Genomic DNA, 17,039 nt, shown 5'->3' with positions numbered 1-17,039 from the left:
TCGGCAGATTCATCGCCCGAATGCACGATCGGCGCACGACGCGGTTTGCGCTGATAAGGGAACAGCCCCTAGACTCCACAGCCTGTTTCCCGGTAACCGAGAGTGTCGCAATGAATGAGCCAATCCGCCTGACCCAGTACAGTCATGGAGCAGGGTGTGGCTGCAAGATTTCCCCCAAGGTGCTGGACGTGATCCTCGCTGGCAGCGGCGCTCAGAACCTCGACCCCAGACTCTGGGTTGGCAATGCCTCGCGTGATGACGCAGCGGTCTATGCGCTGGATGACGAGCGCGGCGTGGTCTCGACCACGGACTTCTTCATGCCCATCGTCGATGACCCGTTCGACTTCGGCCGTATCGCCGCGACCAATGCCATTAGTGATATCTATGCGATGGGCGGCGATCCGCTGATGGCCATCGCCATCCTCGGCTGGCCGGTCAATATCCTCCCGCCAGAAGTGGCGCGTGAAGTTATTCGCGGTGGTCGTGCCGTCTGCGACGCTGCTGGTATTCCGCTGGCGGGCGGGCACTCCATCGACGCGCCGGAGCCGATCTTCGGTCTGGCGGTGACCGGCGTGGTGCAGAAAAAGCACATGAAACGCAACGACACTGCCCTGGCGGGGAGCACCTTGTACCTGACCAAGCCCCTGGGCATCGGCATCCTCACCACCGCCGAGAAGAAATCCAGGTTGCGCGAGGAAGACATCGGTCTGGCGCGTGACTGGATGTGTACCCTGAACAAGCCGGGCAGCCGTTTCGGCAAGCTCGACGGAGTGCAGGCCATGACCGATGTCACCGGCTTCGGCCTGCTCGGGCATCTGGTTGAAATGGCGGACGGCGCAGGTCTGACCGCGCGTCTGGACTACGCTGCTGTACCGCGTCTGCCCGGCGTCGAGCATTACATTGCCGAGGGCTGTGTGCCGGGCGGCACATTGCGCAATTTTGAAAGTTACGGCGACAGGATCGGCACACTGACCGACGCCCAGCGTGACCTGTTGTGTGACCCGCAGACCAGCGGCGGTCTGCTGGTCGCGGTCAGCCCTGAAGGTGAAGCCGAGTTTCTGATCGTGGCCGCCGAACTGGGTCTGTTGCTCAACCCTATCGGCACCCTGCACGAGCGACAGACCCACGCCGTCGAGGTGTTCTGATGGCCGACAACAGCAGCGACTACCGCGCGTTGTTTCTCAACGACGTGCCGATGATGGACGCTCGTGCTCCGGTAGAGTTTTCCAAGGGGGCTTTTCCTGGTGTGATCAACCTGCCGCTGATGAATGACATCGAGCGGCAGAAGGTCGGCACCTGCTACAAGCAACACGGCCAGGACGCCGCTATCCAGCTTGGGCATCAATTGGTCTGTGGTCAGGTCAAGGATGAACGCGTCAATGCGTGGGTCGAGTTCGCCAAGGCCAATCCGGATGGCTACCTGTATTGCTTTCGCGGCGGGCTGCGCTCGCAGACGGTACAGCGCTGGCTGAAGGATGCCGGGGTCGACTACCCACGGGTTCTTGGCGGCTACAAGGCGATGCGCACGTTCCTGCTGGATACCCTGCACGAGGCGGTGAGCGAATGCGAGATCGTCGTGCTCGGCGGAATGACCGGCACGGGCAAGACCGAAGTGTTGACGCAACTGCGCAATAGCCTGGACCTGGAAGGCATCGCCAACCACCGCGGCTCCAGCTTCGGCAAGCGTGCCACCGGGCAACCGGCGCAGATCGACTTCGAGAACCGGCTGGCCATCGACCTGCTCAAGAAGCGCGCAGCCGGTATCGAACAATTCGTTGTGGAAGATGAAAGCCGTCTGGTCGGTAGTTGCAACGTGCCGCTGGAACTGCACCAGGCGATGCAGGGCTGCGCGATGGTCTGGCTGGAAGACAGCTTCGAGAATCGCGTCGAGCGGATTCTCGATGATTACGTGACCAACCTCTGCGCAGAGTTCATCACCGTCAAGGGCGAAGAGCAAGGCTTTGGCCTGTTCGCCGAGCGTCTGTTGCAAAGCCTGAACAACATTCACAAACGCCTCGGTGGCGAGCGTCACCAGCGACTGTCGGGCCTTATGCAGGCGGCGCTGGAAGAACAGCAGCGCAGCGGTGCGGTTGATCTGCACCGTGGCTGGATCGAAGGGCTGCTCGGCGAGTACTACGACCCGATGTACGCTTACCAGCGCGAACACAAGGCGGCGCGTATCGAATTCGCAGGTGATCAAGCGCAAGTGCTGGCCTACCTGCGCGAGCGCTCAGTAAAAGGTTAAGCCTCGACCTCTATCCATCTGGCAAGGGACGCCATGCACTCGATTCTCGATTTCTATCAAACGCTGGGCTGGGGCCTTTCGGCTCTGGTGATCGGCACCTTTCTGCTGGCCGGAACGGTCAAGGGTGTCATCGGCCTGGGTTTGCCCACCGTGGCAATGGGATTGCTGGGACTGGCTATGCTGCCGGCGCAGGCTGCGGCGCTACTGATCATCCCGTCGACGTTCACCAATGTCTGGCAACTGGCGACGGGTGGCAATCTGCGGCCTTTGCTGAAGCGGCTATGGCCGATGCTGAGCATGATTTTCATCGGCACTCTGGCCGGGGCGTTCTGGCTGGGCATGAGTGGCGGTCATTCGATGACCCGCGCGTTGGGTGGCGCGTTGTTTCTCTACGCACTGAGCGGGCTGTTTTTGCCGACCTTCAGGGTTGCTGCCGCCGCCGAGCGCTGGCTGGGCCCGCTGTGCGGTTTGATCACCGGGGTTATCGCTTCGGCCACCGGGGTATTCGTGATTCCCGTGGTGCCTTATCTGCAGGCGCTGGGGCTTGAGCGCGACCAGTTGGTCCAGGCGCTGGGGTTGTCCTTCACCGTCTCGACGCTGGCGCTGGCGGCGGGTCTGTCGTGGAACGGCACGCTGGGCGGCGCGGAACTGGGCGCATCCACGCTGGCGCTGATTCCGGCCCTGTTGGGCATGCTGCTGGGGCAGTGGCTGCGTCAGCGAATCAGCGCGGTGCTGTTCAAGCGTGTGTTCTTCATCGGTATGGGGCTGTTGGGGCTGCATCTGCTGATAAAGGGTTGAGCCTGATGGGGTAAACCCTTTAGCTGTTCACGCATTTCGGTCAATAGTCTTCCTGTCATTCGTGACTGTGAAGCAAGAGTATTTTGCCCTTTGCTGTCTTACTCATGGACGCACATCTCTTTACTCTCGGCTCATCCATTAATCACCTCCACCTCAGCCTCAAGACGGGCGGGGTCGGGTTGCGAGAGATCAGCCATGAAAAAAGTATTGTTCCTCAACGGCGGTAAACAGTTTGCGCACTCGGAAGGCCGCTATAACGCGACCCTGCACGAGGCGGGCGTAGCGTTCATGGACCGTGCCGGTTTCGATGTGAAGCAAACCTTCATTGACGGCGGCTACGACGTGGCCGAGGAAGTGCAGAAGTTTCTCTGGGCCGATGTCATCGTCTGGCAGATGCCTGGCTGGTGGATGGGGGCGCCCTGGACCGTCAAGAAATACATCGATGAAGTGTTCACCGAGGGCCACGGCAGCCTGTATGCCAATGACGGCCGTACGCGTTCGGATGCATCGCAGACATACGGCAGCGGCGGCTTGCTGCATGGCAAACAGTACATGATTTCGGCAACCTGGAATGCGCCACAGAAAGCCTTCGACGACCCGTCCGACTTCTTCGAAGCCAAAGGTGTCGATGCGGTCTACTTCCCGTTTCACAAGGCCAACGAGTTTTTGGGCATGACCGGCCTGCCGACGTTTCTGGCAGTGGACGTAATGAAAATGCCCAATGTCGAAGCAGACGTGCAGCGTTACCAAGCTCATCTGGCCAAGGTGTTTGCTGCGCAGTGAGCGCAACCTTTGCACTGAACAGCGTTAATATCCCCTGAGTGTTGAGCAGGGGACAACAATGAAAGCCCGATCCGATGAGTTACAGGTGTTTGTCTCGGTTATTGAAAGCGGTTCGATCTCCGCCGCAGCCGAGAAAATGGGCCAGACGCCCTCAGGCGTCAGCCGAACCCTGTCGCGTCTGGAAGCCAAGCTGGAAACCACGCTGATCAACCGCACTACGCGGCGCATGGACCTGACCGAGGAGGGCAAGTTCTTTCTGGAGCGTGCGCGTCACATCCTTGAGCAGATGGAAAACCTCGAAGAACGGCTCTCCTCCTCCAGGCAGACGCCCGCCGGGCGCTTGCGTATCAACGCCGCGTCACCGTTCATGCTGCATTCCATCGTGCCGCATGTGGCGGAGTTTCGTCAGCGCTACCCGGACATCGAGCTGGAGCTCAACAGCGATGACTGGTTCATCGACCTGCTTGAGCAAAGCACGGATATCGCCATCCGCATCGGTGCGCTGTCCGACTCGACCCTGCATGCCCGCTCACTGGGCAGTTGCCTGCTGAATATCGTGGCCAGCCCGGCCTACCTGCAGCGCCACGGCAGTCCCAAAACTGCAGAAGAGCTGGCGCAGCACGTGCTGTTGGGGTTCACCCATGTAGAGGTCCTCAATCATTGGCCGTTGCGCCATGCCGGGGGCGATCGCCTGCCGATCAAGCCCTCCATCTCGGCATCCAGCGGCGACACCTTGCGCCACCTGGTGCTAAAGGGCGTGGGCATCGCCTGCCTGTCCGATTTCATGACTTGTGATGACCTGCGCGAGGAGCGGATGGTCTGTCTGTTGAAGGAGGCCAACAGCGGCTATCGTCAGCCGATCCATGCGGTGTATTACCGCAACTCTCGACTGGCACTGAGGATTCAGTGCTTTCTGGATTTCATGCAGGAGAAGCTTGAGGACTACGCGCGCTGAGGTCTTGAGTGCGTGTCCGGCGATTAATTGGCTTTCACCCGGGCAACAAAAAGCCCGTCACGCTGGACGGGCTTTTTACCGGGCGACTGTCAATGCGTGCGGGCGACTGCAAACTCGCTCAGTTCGACCAGTGCGTCGCGGTACTCGCTGGGCGGCAGTGCGTCCAGGCAGGCAATGGCACGGGCCGCGTAGTCGCGGGCGAGCTGTGCGGTGTAATCGAGGGCGCCGGCGCTTTCCACTGCGTTGCGGATGCTTTCCAGATCTTCCAGGCCACCTTTCTGGATCGCCTGACGAACCAGTGCGGCCTGTTCCGGGCTGCCTTCACGCATGGTGTAGATCAGCGGCAGGGTCGGCTTGCCTTCGGCGAGGTCGTCACCGACGTTCTTGCCCAGTGTCTCGGCATCGCCACGGTAGTCCAGCAGGTCATCCACCAACTGGAAGGCCACACCCAGATGATCGCCGAACGTGCGCAGTGCTTCGCTCTGTTCCTGGGGGGCGTTGCACAGGGCCGCGGCACTGTGGGTCGAGGCTTCGAACAGCATGGCCGTCTTGCCGCGAATCACTTCCATGTAGGTTTCTTCGGTGGTGCTGGCGTCACGAATCTTCGAGAGCTGCAACACTTCGCCTTCGGCGATGATGCGGGTTGCCTTGGACAGAATCTTCATGACCTCCATCGAGCCCAGTTCGACCATCATTTCGAACGAGCGCGAATAAAGGAAGTCGCCCACCAAAACGCTGGGCGCATTGCCCCAGAGCGCGTTGGCGGTGGAACGACCGCGACGCATGCCGGACATGTCGACAACGTCGTCATGCAGCAGGGTAGCGGTGTGCAGGAATTCGATGGTGGCGGCGAGCAGGCGAACGTCATCGCCTTCGCGACCCAGTGCCTTGCCACACAGCAGCACCAGCAACGGGCGCAGGCGCTTGCCACCTGCCGACGTGATGTAATCACCGATTTTCGAGACCAGCGGTACGCGCGACGTCAGTTGCTTTTTGATGATAAGGTCAACGGCACTAAAGTCGTCCGCCACCGCGCGGTAGAAGGCTTGGGGTTGCATCAGCGACACGTGCTCCGGATAGGTTGCGCCGCATGCTAGGTCGCGGGGTAGAGCGTGTCAAGGTATGACGAGGCGCCTCTTGCAACACGCGAATGCCTTGCGTACAATCGCGCACCCTAACTTTCCTGGGCAGCACCTGCCTTACGCAATGCAAACGGGCCGTTCCAGCCCCATGCAGCCATGCCAGCCGATACTCTTCTTATAAAGAGCTGGGTGAGCAGGATTTTCGGAGAAATACCATGTACGCAGTAATTGTTACCGGTGGCAAGCAGTACAAAGTCGCCCCAGGTGAATACCTGAAAATTGAAAAACTGGAAATCGCTACTGGCGAATCCGTCACGTTTGACCGCGTTCTGCTGGTTGGCAATGGCGACGACGTCAATATCGGTGCTCCAGTTGTTGCTGGCGCTACCGTTGTGGCTGAAGTGGTTTCGCAAGGTCGTCACGATAAGGTTCGTATCATCAAGTTCCGTCGTCGTAAGCACCACATGAAGCGTATGGGCCACCGCCAGTGGTACACCGAGATCAAAATTACAGGTATTCAGGCTTAATTCAGCCTAATCCTCAACTGGAGAATTGACTCATGGCTCACAAAAAAGCTGGTGGTAGTACCCGTAACGGGCGCGACTCAGAAGCCAAACGCCTTGGCGTGAAGATGTATGGCGGCCAGGCTATCATCCCTGGCAACATCATCGTGCGTCAGCGCGGCACCCAATTCCACGCTGGCTACGGCGTTGGCATGGGTAAAGATCACACCCTGTTCGCGAAAGTGGAAGGCGTGATCAAGTTTCAAGTCAAGGGCGCCTTCGGTCGCCGCTACGTGAGCATCGTTCCGAAGACTGAAGTCTCCGCAGCGTAATCACGCAGTAGCTTAAGAGCCCTGTCTTGCGACGGGGCTTTTTTGTTTGTAGAGGTAGAGAGGCAGGTGAGTCTCTTGCAAAACTGTTTGTGCGGGCTGTTGTGATGTTGACCCGTGGGGTCGCTGGTTTCTGATCGGTATCGCAACGCTCATTTTTGCAAGAGTCTTATGTAATTTATGTGGTTCTGCTCGTCCCTGTGGCGGGAGGCGTGCGTTATGAAATTTGTAGATGAAGTTTCCATTCGAGTAAAAGCCGGTGACGGCGGCAACGGTTGCATGAGCTTCCGTCGCGAAAAATTCATTGAGAACGGTGGTCCCAACGGTGGTGATGGTGGTGATGGCGGCTCGATCTTCATGGTCGCCGACGTCAACCTGAACACGCTGGTCGACTACCGTTACACCCGTCACTTCGACGCCGAGCGCGGCTCCAACGGTGGCAGCGCCGACTGCACCGGTCGCAAGGGTGAAGAGCTGGTGCTGCGTGTGCCGGTCGGGACCACCATCATCGACGCTACTACTCAGGAAATCATCGGTGACCTGACCAAGGATGGTCAGCGCCTGATGGTTGCCCAGGGCGGCTGGCACGGTCTGGGCAACACCCGATTCAAGTCCAGTACCAACCGCGCTCCGCGCCAGACCACACCGGGCAAGCCGGGTGACCAGCGTGATCTCAAGCTCGAGCTGAAAGTGCTGGCCGACGTCGGTCTGCTGGGCCTGCCCAATGCGGGCAAGAGCACCTTCATCCGTTCGGTGTCTGCGGCCAAGCCAAAGGTTGCCGACTATCCGTTCACCACGCTGGTGCCGAACCTCGGCGTGGTCAGTGTCGATCGCTGGAAAAGCTTTGTGGTTGCTGACATTCCAGGTCTGATCGAGGGTGCATCCGACGGTGCAGGCCTGGGGATTCGCTTCCTCAAGCACCTGGCGCGTACTCGTCTGTTGCTGCACCTCGTCGATATGGCGCCGCTGGATGAAAGCAGTGCTCCGGATGCTGCAGAAGTGATCGTCAACGAACTGGAGAAATTCAGCCCGTCGCTGGCCGAGCGTGATCGCTGGCTGGTGCTGAACAAGTGCGATCAGATTCTTGAAGAAGAGCAGGAGGCGCGCAAGCAGGAAATCGTCGATCGTCTGGAGTGGACCGGCCCTGTTTACGTGATCTCGGCAATTGCCAAAGAAGGCACCGAGCAGCTGACTCGCGACATCATGCGTTACCTCGAAGAGCGCAGCCAGCGTATCGCCGAAGAGCCTGGTTACGCTGAAGAGCTGGCCGAGCTCGATCAGCGCATCGAAGATGAAGCCCGTGCCCAGTTGCAGGCACTGGACGATCAGCGTGCCCTGCGTCGCAGTGGCGTGAAGAGCGTTCATGACATCGGTGACGATGACTGGGATGAGGAAGACGTGGACGATGAAGACGGTCCGGAAATCATTTACGTCCGTGACTGATCGCTTGAAGTAAACTTGAACGCCGCTACGATTGTTAGCGGCGTTTTTGTATCCCGAATTTGAAAATCTCTGGCTAGGGTTGGAAGAAGATGCGCAGCAAAGTGACGGGCGCCCAGCGCTGGGTTGTGAAGATTGGCAGTGCCTTGCTGACGGCTGATGGCAAGGGCCTGGATCGCAACGCCATGGGTGTTTGGGTGGAGCAGATGGTGGCGCTGCACGAGGCGGGTGTCGAGCTGGTACTGGTGTCTTCCGGGGCGGTGGCTGCCGGCATGAGCCGTCTTGGCTGGACGGCCCGACCCAGTGCCATGCATGAGCTTCAGGCTGCTGCGGCCATCGGTCAGATGGGCTTGGTGCAAGCGTGGGAATCGAGCTTTGCCGAGCATGGCCGGCATACCGCGCAGATCCTTCTGACCCACGATGACCTGTCGGACCGCAAGCGCTACCTGAATGCCCGCAGCACCCTGCGCACGCTGGTCGAGCTTGGGGTTGTGCCGGTCATCAACGAAAACGACACGGTGGTTACCGACGAAATCCGTTTTGGCGATAACGACACGCTGGCTGCGCTGGTTGCCAATCTGGTCGAGGCTGATCTGTTGGTCATCCTGACCGACCGTGATGGCATGTTCGACGCCGATCCGCGCAACAACCCGGAGGCGCAGCTGATCTACGAAGCGCGTGCCGATGATCCGGCGCTGGATGCAGTGGCGGGTGGTACGGGCGGTGCGCTGGGGCGCGGCGGCATGCAGACCAAGCTGCGTGCAGCGCGTCTGGCGGCGCGTTCCGGTGCGCATACTGTCATCGTCGGTGGGCGCATCGAGCGCGTTCTGGCGCGACTCAAGGGCGGCGAGCGGTTGGGTACGCTGCTGTCCCCTGAGCGTGGCATGCTCGCAGCGCGCAAGCAGTGGCTGGCAGGGCATCTGCAGACCCGCGGTACGCTGGTGCTGGATGATGGTGCGGTTGCGGCGCTGGCCAAGGATCAGAAAAGCCTGCTGCCGGTGGGCGTCAAACTGGTCCAGGGCAGCTTCAGGCGTGGCGAGATGGTGGTATGCGTTGCCCCGGACGGTCGCGAGATCGCTCGCGGGCTGAGTAATTACAGTGCCATCGAAGCCCAGAAAATCATTGGTCACTCTTCCGAATCCATCGTGCGCGAGCTGGGCTATATGGCCGAGCCCGAGCTGATTCATCGGGATAACCTGATCCTCGTCTGACTCAAGGCTGCAAAAAAGGACTATTTGATGCGTTTCATTAAAGGTTTATTAGCGGCCGCGTTGCTGATGCCGGTGCTGGTTTCGGCCGAAGAGATCGGTCAGGTGTCGACCGTGTTCAAGATGGTCGGGCCCAACGATCGAATTGTGGTCGAGGCGTTTGATGATCCCAAGGTGGACGGGGTGACGTGCTACCTGTCACGCGCCAAGACGGGTGGCGTGAGGGGCGGTCTGGGATTGGCCGAGGACCGTGCCGAGGCGTCTATCGCCTGTCGTCAGGTCGGGCCGATCCGCTTCAAGGAAACCCTCAAGGACGGCGACGAGGTGTTCAAGGAGCGTACCTCGCTGGTCTTCAAGACCATGCAGGTGGTGCGTTTCTTCGACAAGAAGCGCAATGCGCTGGTGTACCTGGTCTATAGCGACCGGGTCATCGAAGGCAGCCCGCAGAATGCCGTGACCGCCATTCCTATCCTGCCATGGACAACCGCGCCCGCGCCTTGATGTGGCTCAGGGGTGGACGCAGAGCGTCCAGAACGGCATGCCGATGCGGAGCGTCGCACGATAGTTGAATTATCGTTCCTCACGCTCCAGTGTGGGAATGCCTGTCGTGACGCTCTGCATCACAAGTTTCCGTTGCACCGGCTACTTTCCAGCAGGCAATAAAAAACCGACCCTGAGGTCGGTTTTTTAACAAGCGGGTCGCTTAGGCTGCAGCAGCAAGGCTCAGAGCCTTGATGTGACCGTTCAGACGACCTTTATGGCGAGCAGCCTTGTTCTTGTGGATGATGCCTTTATCGGCCATACGGTCGATAACAGGAACAGCCAGAACATAAGCGGCTTGCGCTTTTTCTGCGTCTTTTGCGTCGATGGCTTTAACTACATTCTTGATGTAGGTACGAACCATGGAACGCAGGCTGGCGTTGTGGCTGCGACGCTTCTCAGCCTGTTTTGCACGTTTTTTGGCGGAAGGTGTGTTGGCCACCGTCGAGCTCCTCGAAAGACTTTGTGAAATAGCAAACAAAATAGGCCGCGAATCATGCCGATGAGTTGAAGTCTTGTCAAGGGCAGTTAAGGTGTTCCGCTGAGTGGTTGCTACATTTGACTGGAGGATTTATTTCCGGCCTGTGACCTGTAAACTCGCGGCCTTTGCTTCGGGCATTTTTGCGGCGCGAAGTATTGCATAAATGGCTGGCTTTATCGCCCATCCTTTGCCGAGGCGCACAACTCTTTCAATGAATCTACTCAAGTCACTCGCCGCCGTCAGCTCTATCACCATGGTTTCCAGGGTTCTGGGCTTTGTTCGCGACACCATTATCGCGCGCACTTTCGGGGCCGGAATGGCCACGGATGCGTTCTTCATCGCCTTCAAACTGCCCAATCTGCTGCGCCGTATTTTCGCCGAGGGTGCCTTTTCCCAGGCATTCGTGCCGATCCTGGCCGAATACAAGAGCCAGCAGGGGGAGGAGGCGACGCGTACCTTCATTTCTTATGTCACCGGACTGCTGACCCTGGCGCTGGCCCTGGTGACGCTGCTCGGGGTGATTTTTGCGCCCTGGGTGATCTGGGCCACCGCGCCCGGCTTTGTCGACACCCCCGAGAAATTCGCGCTCACCTCGGACCTGCTGCGCGTGACCTTTCCTTATATATTGCTGATCTCCCTGTCCTCGATGGCCGGCGCGATCCTCAATACCTGGAACCGCTTCTCGGTGCCGGCGTTCGTGCCTACGCTGCTCAACGTCAGCATGATTTTCTTCGCGCTGTTCCTGACGCCGTATTTCGATCCGCCGGTCATGGCGCTGGGCTGGGCGGTTCTGGTCGGTGGCCTGCTGCAACTGCTTTACCAACTGCCGCACCTGAAAAAGATCGGCATGCTGGTGCTGCCGCGTCTGAATCTGCGCGACACCGGAGTATGGCGGGTAATGAAACAGATGCTGCCTGCCATCCTTGGCGTTTCTGTCAGTCAGATTTCTCTGATCATCAACACGATCTTTGCCTCGTTCCTCGTCGCCGGCTCGGTGTCATGGATGTACTACGCCGACCGCCTGATGGAGCTGCCTTCCGGCGTGCTGGGTGTGGCGCTGGGGACGATTCTGCTGCCGATACTGTCCAAAACCTACGCGCAGCGGGATCGCCAGGAATACTCGCGGATTCTCGACTGGGGCCTGCGACTGTGTTTCGTGCTGGTTCTGCCTTGCACGCTGGCGCTGGGGCTGCTTGCCGAACCGTTGACCGTTTCGCTGTTTCAGTATGGTAAATTCGACTCGCTCGACGCGGCCATGACTCAGCGTGCGCTGGTCGCCTACTCGGTCGGGTTGCTGGGGATCATCCTGATCAAGGTGCTGGCCCCCGGTTTTTATGCTCAACAAAATATCCGCACCCCGGTGAAAATCGCGATCTTCACCCTCATAGTGACTCAATTGCTCAACCTGGCCTTCATCGTGCCCTTGCAGCATGCCGGTCTGGCGCTGGCGATCAGTGTGGGGGCGTGCATCAATGCCGGGTTGCTGTTCTGGCAGTTGCGCAAGCAGGATCTGTTTCAGCCGCAGCCTGGCTGGACGAAGTTCCTGTTCAAGCTGGTAATTGCCGTCGCGATGATGTCGGCGGTGCTGTTGGGGCTCATGCATGTCATGCCTGCATGGGACGAAGGTCATATGCTGGAGCGTTTTCTGCGTCTGGGTGCGCTGGTTGCAGCCGGCGTCGTGACCTATTTCGCCATGCTTCTTTTATTAGGCTTCCGCCTCAGGGATTTCGCCCGCAAAGCCATTATGTAGGGCGCGTCGCAGCGGTTGACCTTCGGTTTTTGTCGCCACACGCCGAGAACCTTCATCCGGTCTTGGTGTGTTGCCTGTCGTCCACGGCCGTGTGTGGTTATAATCGGCCACTTTATGAGCAAGAAGTGCGTTATGCAGCTGGTTAGAGGCCTTCACAACCTGCGCCCCGAACATCGGGGCTGCGTCGCCACGATTGGCAATTTCGACGGCGTTCATCGCGGCCACCAGGCTATCCTGGCGCGTCTGCGCGAGCGTGCAGTCGAACTGGGTGTGCCCAGTTGTGTAGTGATCTTCGAGCCGCAGCCGCGTGAGTTTTTTGCGCCCGAAACGGCGCCGGCCCGTCTGGCCCGTCTGCGTGACAAGCTCGAGCTGCTCAGTGCCGAAGGCGTTGACCGGGTACTTTGCCTGTCCTTCAATCAGCGTCTGTGCAAGCTCAGCGCGGCCAGTTTCGTCGAAACCGTGCTGATCGACGGTCTGGGTGTTCAACACCTTGAAGTGGGCGACGATTTTCGTTTTGGCTTCGACCGGGTCGGTGACTTCGACTTCCTGCAACAGGCCGGCACGACGTATGGTTTTACCGTAGAAGCGGCGCAGACCGTTGAAATAGATGGCATCCGTGTCAGCAGTACCAAGGTGCGCAAGGCTTTGGCTGCGTCGGACTTTGCCCTGGCCGAGCGCATGCTCGGTCGTCCGTTCCAGATAGCCGGGCGGGTATTGCACGGCCAGAAGCTGGCACGTCAGCTGGGTACGCCCACCGCCAACGTGCAACTCAAGCGTCGTCGTGTACCGCTGAGCGGAGTCTATCTGGTCAGCACCGAGATCGATGGCAAAGCCTGGCCGGGGGTCGCCAACATCGGTGTGCGCCCGACGGTAACGGGTGATGGCAGTGCCCACCTTGAAGTGCATCTTCTGGATTTTGCCGGCGATCTTTATGACCGGCGTTTGACGGTGGCTTTCCACCACAAGCTGCGTGATGAGCAGCGTTTCGCCTCACTGGAGGCGCTCAAGACGGCGATCAATGCGGACGTCGCCGCCGCCCGTGCCCATTGGCATGGCTAACCGCTAAACAAGAGCCTGAAATGACTGACTATAAAGCCACGCTAAACCTTCCGGACACCGCCTTCCCTATGAAGGCCGGCCTGCCCCAGCGCGAGCCGCAAACTCTGCAGCGCTGGGACAGCATTGGCCTGTACCAGAAGCTGCGCGAGATTGGCAAGGATCGTCCCAAGTTCGTTCTGCACGACGGTCCTCCGTACGCCAACGGCAATATTCACATCGGTCATGCGGTCAACAAGATTCTCAAGGACATGATCCTGCGCTCCAAGACCCTGGCGGGCTTCGATGCCCCGTATGTGCCGGGCTGGGACTGCCATGGTCTGCCGATCGAGCACAAGGTCGAAGTGACCCACGGCAAGAACCTCTCCGCAGACCGTACGCGTGAGCTGTGCCGCGCCTATGCGTCCGAGCAGATCGAAGGCCAGAAGTCCGAATTCATCCGTCTGGGCGTGCTCGGCGACTGGAGCAACCCGTACCTGACCATGAACTTCGCCAACGAAGCCGGAGAAATCCGCGCGCTGGCCGAGATGGTCAAGGGCGGTTTCGTCTTCAAGGGCCTCAAGCCGGTCAACTGGTGTTTCGATTGCGGCTCGGCACTGGCTGAAGCCGAAGTCGAGTATCAGGACAAGAAGTCCTCGACCATCGACGTCGCGTTCCCGATCGCCGACGAAGCAAAACTGGCCGCTGCATTCGGCGTGCCGTCGCTGGGCAAGCCTGCGTCCATCGTGATCTGGACCACCACACCGTGGACGATCCCGGCCAACCAGGCGCTGAACGTCCACCCTGAATTCGAATACGCGCTGGTCGATGTCGGCGACAGACTGCTGGTACTGGCCGCCGAACTGGTCGAAAGCTGTCTGGCCCGTTACAAGCTGGAAGGCACGGTCATCGCGACCACCACCGGTCAGGCGCTGGAGCTGATCAATTTCCGCCATCCGTTCTACGACCGCCTGTCGCCAGTCTATCTGGCTGACTACGTCGAACTGGGTGCGGGCACGGGGATCGTTCACTGCTCGCCTGCCTATGGCGTAGACGACTTCACTATCTGCAAACAATATGGCCTGAGCAACGACGACATCATCAGCCCGGTGCAGAGCAACGGTGTGTATGTCGAGTCGCTGGAGTTCTTCGGTGGCCAGTTCATCTTCAAGGCCAACCAGAACATCATCGACAAGCTGGTCGAAGTCGGCAGCCTGATGGACACCGAAACCATCAGCCACAGCTACATGCACTGCTGGCGCCACAAGTCGCCCTTGATCTATCGCGCCACGGCGCAGTGGTTCGTGGGCATGGACAAGCAGCCTGAAAGCGGCGAGACCCTGCGCAAGCGTGCGGTCAAGGCCATCGAAGACACTGAATTCGTTCCGGCATGGGGGCAGGCGCGCCTGCACTCGATGATCGCCAACCGTCCTGACTGGTGCATCTCGCGTCAGCGCAACTGGGGCGTGCCGATTCCGTTCTTCCTGCACAAGGAAAGCGGCGACCTGCACCCACGTACCGTCGAGCTGATGGAAGAAGTGGCGCAGCGTGTCGAGAAAGAGGGCATCGAGGCCTGGTTCAAGCTCGACGCCAGCGAGTTGCTCGGTGACGAAGCCGGCAAGTACGACAAGATCTCCGACACCCTGGACGTCTGGTTCGACTCGGGCACCACGCACTGGCATGTGCTGCGCGGCTCGCACCCGATGGGCCATGAAAGCGGTCCGCGTGCCGACTTGTACCTGGAAGGCTCGGACCAGCATCGCGGCTGGTTCCACTCCTCACTGCTGACCGGCTGCATGCTGGACGATCACGCACCGTATCGCGAGCTGCTGACCCACGGGTTCGTGGTCGACGAGAACGGCCGCAAGATGTCCAAATCGCTGAACAACGTGGTAGCGCCGCAGAAGGTCAACGACTCGCTGGGTGCCGACATCATGCGTCTGTGGGTATCGGCAACCGATTATTCCGGCGAGATGGCGGTTTCCGACCAGATCCTGCAGCGCAGCGCCGACGCCTACCGTCGTATCCGCAACACTGCACGCTTCCTGCTCTCCAACCTGACGGGCTTCAACCCGGCGACCGATATCCTGCCTGCCGAGGAAATGCTCGCGCTGGACCGTTGGGCCGTGGATCGCACCCTGCTGCTGCAACGCGAGCTGCAAGAGCATTACGGCGAATACCGCTTCTGGAACGTGTACTCGAAGATCCACAACTTCTGCGTGCAGGAGCTGGGTGGTTTCTACCTCGACATCATCAAGGATCGTCAGTACACCACGGCGGCCAACAGCACCGCGCGTCGTTCATGCCAGACGGCACTGTTCCACATCTCCGAAGCGCTGGTGCGCTGGATCGCGCCGATCCTGGCGTTCACCGCCGACGAGCTGTGGCAGTTCCTGCCCGGCGAGCGCAATGAATCGGTGATGCTCAACACCTGGTACGAAGGCCTGACCGAAATGCCTGCCGACTTTGACATGGACCGCGCCTACTGGGAGCGGATCATGGCGGTGAAGACCTCGGTCAACAAGGAAATGGAAAACCTGCGCGCTGCCAAGGCCATTGGCGGCAACCTGCAGGCTGAAGTGACCCTGTATGCCGAGGAGTCGCTGGTGGCTGACCTGTCGAAACTGAGCAACGAGCTGCGCTTCGTGCTGATCACCTCGACAGCCAGTGTGGCGCCGCTCGCGTCCGCGCCAGCCGATGCCGTGGTCACCGAAGTTGCCGGCCTGAAACTGAAAGTGCTCAAGTCCAGTCATGCCAAATGCGCCCGTTGCTGGCACCACCGCGAGGATGTAGGGGTAAACCCCGAGCATCCGGAAATCTGCGGTCGTTGCGTAGACAACATCAGCGGTGCAGGCGAGGTTCGTCACTATGCCTAACGCCTCGTTTGGCCGTCTGGCCTGGCTGTGGTTGAGCGTGCTGGTTCTGGTCATTGACCAGGCCAGCAAGTATTACTTCGAGAACGCATTGACCCTGTACCAGCAGATCATCGTGATTCCGGATCTGTTCAGCTGGACCCTGGCCTACAACACCGGTGCCGCCTTCAGTTTTCTGGCTGATGGTGCCGGCTGGCAGCGCTGGTTGTTCGCCCTGATCGCAGTGGTGGTCAGCGCTGTGCTGGTCGTCTGGCTCAAGCGTCTGGGGCGTGACGACACGTGGCTGGCCGTTGCACTGGCGCTGGTACTGGGCGGCGCACTGGGCAACCTCTACGACCGTATCGTGCTGGGCCACGTGATCGACTTCATTCTGGTCCACTGGCAGAACCGCTGGTACTTCCCGGCGTTCAACGTCGCGGACAGTGCCATCACCGTCGGGGCAATCATGCTGGCGCTGGACATGTTCAAGAGCAAGAAAACCGGAGAGACCGTCAATGACTGAGCAATCTTCGACTCAAGGCTCGTCCAACGAGCTGCGCATCGGTCAGAATACGCAGGTCACTCTGCACTTCGCCCTGCGTCTGGAAAACGGCGATACCGTCGACAGCACCTTCGAAAAGGCCCCAGCCACCTTCAAGGTCGGTGATGGCAACCTGCTGCCAGGCTTCGAAATGGCGATTTTCGGCTTCAAGGCGGGTGACCGAAAGACCGTCGAGATTCTGCCGGAAAACGCCTTTGGTCAGCCCAACCCACAAAACGTGCAGATCATGCCACGCTCGCAGTTCGTGGGCATGGAACTGTCCGAAGGGTTGCTGGTGATCTTCAATGACGCCGCCAATACCGAGTTGCCCGGCGTGGTGAAAGCATTCGATGATGATCAGGTCACCATTGACTTCAATCACCCGCTGGCAGGCAAGACTCTGAGCTTTGAAGTGGAAATCTTCGAAGTGAAGGCGATTCTGGCTTCCTGACCTTCGCCGTCTAGCCCGGCCCAGGCCGGGCTACCCCGTACCAACC

The 17,039-nt window shown here is 59.6% G+C and carries 17 protein-coding genes; 15 read left to right on the top strand and 2 right to left on the bottom strand.

Translation table 11 applies throughout. From position 1 onward, the window contains the following. Positions 1–110: 110 nt before the first annotated feature. The 5 genes from selD (at position 111) to LCH65_RS23850 (ending at position 4,781) form a co-directional block, all read left to right on the top strand. On the top strand, positions 111–1,145 hold the full coding sequence (selD, locus tag LCH65_RS23870) for a selenide, water dikinase SelD (RefSeq protein WP_003435600.1): 1,035 nt from the start codon (positions 111–113) through the stop codon (positions 1,143–1,145). Next, entirely contained in the window at positions 1,145–2,245 is a 1,101-nt protein-coding gene (gene mnmH / locus LCH65_RS23865) for a tRNA 2-selenouridine(34) synthase MnmH (protein WP_054082199.1), read from the top strand. Before selD ends, mnmH begins: the two co-directional genes overlap by 1 nt. A 33-nt stretch (positions 2,246–2,278) precedes the next feature. Beyond that, on the top strand, positions 2,279–3,043 hold the full coding sequence (locus LCH65_RS23860; protein WP_003371087.1) for a sulfite exporter TauE/SafE family protein: 765 nt from the start codon (positions 2,279–2,281) through the stop codon (positions 3,041–3,043). Positions 3,044–3,238: 195 nt separating this feature from the next. Further along, entirely contained in the window at positions 3,239–3,826 is a 588-nt protein-coding gene (locus LCH65_RS23855) for an NAD(P)H-dependent oxidoreductase (RefSeq protein ID WP_003371089.1), read from the top strand. A gap of 58 nt (positions 3,827–3,884) precedes the next feature. After that, the gene (locus tag LCH65_RS23850) at positions 3,885–4,781 is read left to right on the top strand and encodes a LysR family transcriptional regulator (RefSeq protein ID WP_226439855.1); all 897 of its coding nucleotides are present in this window, start codon (positions 3,885–3,887) and stop codon (positions 4,779–4,781) included. 89 nt (positions 4,782–4,870) lie between these two features. Here LCH65_RS23850 and LCH65_RS23845 read toward each other — a convergent pair whose 3' ends face one another. Further along, a complete protein-coding gene (locus tag LCH65_RS23845; RefSeq protein WP_003344609.1) occupies positions 4,871–5,839 on the bottom strand; it encodes a polyprenyl synthetase family protein in 969 nt (322 codons plus the stop codon). A 239-nt stretch (positions 5,840–6,078) separates the two neighbouring features. Here LCH65_RS23845 and rplU point away from each other — a divergent pair, with 239 nt between their 5' ends. From rplU to LCH65_RS23820, 5 genes are all read left to right on the top strand, one after another. Further along, a complete protein-coding gene (gene rplU, locus LCH65_RS23840) occupies positions 6,079–6,390 on the top strand; it encodes a 50S ribosomal protein L21 (protein ID WP_002551971.1) in 312 nt (103 codons plus the stop codon). Positions 6,391–6,422: 32 nt separating this feature from the next. After that, entirely contained in the window at positions 6,423–6,698 is a 276-nt protein-coding gene (gene rpmA / locus LCH65_RS23835; RefSeq protein WP_002551972.1) for a 50S ribosomal protein L27, read from the top strand. Positions 6,699–6,914: 216 nt separating this feature from the next. Continuing rightward, positions 6,915–8,138, top strand: coding sequence for an Obg family GTPase CgtA (gene cgtA / locus LCH65_RS23830; RefSeq protein WP_002551973.1), 1,224 nt, complete (start codon positions 6,915–6,917; stop codon positions 8,136–8,138). 89 nt (positions 8,139–8,227) lie between these two features. Next, positions 8,228–9,346, top strand: a complete 1,119-nt coding sequence (gene proB, locus LCH65_RS23825; RefSeq protein WP_003318792.1) for a glutamate 5-kinase — start codon at positions 8,228–8,230, stop codon at positions 9,344–9,346. Between the two features lie 27 nt (positions 9,347–9,373). Then, positions 9,374–9,844 carry a CreA family protein gene (locus LCH65_RS23820; RefSeq protein WP_003435634.1) on the top strand — a complete coding sequence of 157 codons (471 nt, stop codon included), beginning with the start codon at positions 9,374–9,376 and terminating at the stop codon, positions 9,842–9,844. Between the two features lie 202 nt (positions 9,845–10,046). On the opposite strand, the gene rpsT is transcribed toward LCH65_RS23820, so the two are convergent. Next, positions 10,047–10,325: a 30S ribosomal protein S20 gene (gene rpsT, locus LCH65_RS23815; RefSeq protein WP_003344603.1), complete on the bottom strand. Its 279-nt coding sequence runs from the start codon at positions 10,323–10,325 to the stop codon at positions 10,047–10,049. Between the two features lie 250 nt (positions 10,326–10,575). Here rpsT and murJ point away from each other — a divergent pair, with 250 nt between their 5' ends. The 5 genes from murJ (at position 10,576) to LCH65_RS23790 (ending at position 16,993) form a co-directional block, all read left to right on the top strand. Then, complete coding sequence (gene murJ / locus LCH65_RS23810; protein ID WP_003371103.1) at positions 10,576–12,114, top strand: murein biosynthesis integral membrane protein MurJ; 1,539 nt, start codon at positions 10,576–10,578, stop codon at positions 12,112–12,114. A 132-nt stretch (positions 12,115–12,246) separates the two neighbouring features. Continuing rightward, on the top strand, positions 12,247–13,173 hold the full coding sequence (gene ribF, locus LCH65_RS23805; RefSeq protein WP_003371105.1) for a bifunctional riboflavin kinase/FAD synthetase: 927 nt from the start codon (positions 12,247–12,249) through the stop codon (positions 13,171–13,173). 20 nt (positions 13,174–13,193) lie between these two features. Continuing rightward, on the top strand, positions 13,194–16,025 hold the full coding sequence (gene ileS, locus LCH65_RS23800; protein WP_074809097.1) for an isoleucine--tRNA ligase: 2,832 nt from the start codon (positions 13,194–13,196) through the stop codon (positions 16,023–16,025). Then, positions 16,018–16,524: a signal peptidase II gene (lspA, locus tag LCH65_RS23795; protein ID WP_003371110.1), complete on the top strand. Its 507-nt coding sequence runs from the start codon at positions 16,018–16,020 to the stop codon at positions 16,522–16,524. Before ileS ends, lspA begins: the two co-directional genes overlap by 8 nt. Next, positions 16,517–16,993 (top strand): peptidylprolyl isomerase, encoded by a 477-nt coding sequence (locus LCH65_RS23790; RefSeq protein WP_003371112.1) that lies wholly within the window; start codon positions 16,517–16,519, stop codon positions 16,991–16,993. The genes lspA and LCH65_RS23790 overlap by 8 nt, the downstream gene beginning before the upstream one ends. The last annotated feature ends 46 nt before the right edge of the window (positions 16,994–17,039 follow it).

Source organism: Pseudomonas sp. MWU16-30316 (assembly GCF_020515645.1).
GTDB classification, from domain to species: Bacteria; Pseudomonadota; Gammaproteobacteria; order Pseudomonadales; family Pseudomonadaceae; genus Aquipseudomonas; species Aquipseudomonas cerasi.
This window is presented reverse-complemented; position numbering and strand designations above follow the sequence as displayed.

Bases quoted from the DNA above. Each gene is read 5' to 3' on its own strand.
- ileS (WP_074809097.1), top strand. From the start codon at position 13,194: ATGACTGACTATAAAGCCACGCTAAACCTTCCGGACACCGCCTTCCCT.
- selD (WP_003435600.1), top strand. From the start codon at position 111: ATGAATGAGCCAATCCGCCTGACCCAGTACAGTCATGGAGCAGGGTGT.
- mnmH (WP_054082199.1), top strand. From the start codon at position 1,145: ATGGCCGACAACAGCAGCGACTACCGCGCGTTGTTTCTCAACGACGTG.
- cgtA (WP_002551973.1), top strand. From the start codon at position 6,915: ATGAAATTTGTAGATGAAGTTTCCATTCGAGTAAAAGCCGGTGACGGC.
- LCH65_RS23850 (WP_226439855.1), top strand. From the start codon at position 3,885: ATGAAAGCCCGATCCGATGAGTTACAGGTGTTTGTCTCGGTTATTGAA.
- murJ (WP_003371103.1), top strand. From the start codon at position 10,576: ATGAATCTACTCAAGTCACTCGCCGCCGTCAGCTCTATCACCATGGTT.
- rplU (WP_002551971.1), top strand. From the start codon at position 6,079: ATGTACGCAGTAATTGTTACCGGTGGCAAGCAGTACAAAGTCGCCCCA.
- LCH65_RS23855 (WP_003371089.1), top strand. From the start codon at position 3,239: ATGAAAAAAGTATTGTTCCTCAACGGCGGTAAACAGTTTGCGCACTCG.
- LCH65_RS23790 (WP_003371112.1), top strand. From the start codon at position 16,517: ATGACTGAGCAATCTTCGACTCAAGGCTCGTCCAACGAGCTGCGCATC.
- ribF (WP_003371105.1), top strand. From the start codon at position 12,247: ATGCAGCTGGTTAGAGGCCTTCACAACCTGCGCCCCGAACATCGGGGC.
- lspA (WP_003371110.1), top strand. From the start codon at position 16,018: ATGCCTAACGCCTCGTTTGGCCGTCTGGCCTGGCTGTGGTTGAGCGTG.
- LCH65_RS23820 (WP_003435634.1), top strand. From the start codon at position 9,374: ATGCGTTTCATTAAAGGTTTATTAGCGGCCGCGTTGCTGATGCCGGTG.
- proB (WP_003318792.1), top strand. From the start codon at position 8,228: ATGCGCAGCAAAGTGACGGGCGCCCAGCGCTGGGTTGTGAAGATTGGC.
- rpmA (WP_002551972.1), top strand. From the start codon at position 6,423: ATGGCTCACAAAAAAGCTGGTGGTAGTACCCGTAACGGGCGCGACTCA.
- LCH65_RS23845 (WP_003344609.1), bottom strand. From the start codon at position 5,839: ATGCAACCCCAAGCCTTCTACCGCGCGGTGGCGGACGACTTTAGTGCC.
- LCH65_RS23860 (WP_003371087.1), top strand. From the start codon at position 2,279: ATGCACTCGATTCTCGATTTCTATCAAACGCTGGGCTGGGGCCTTTCG.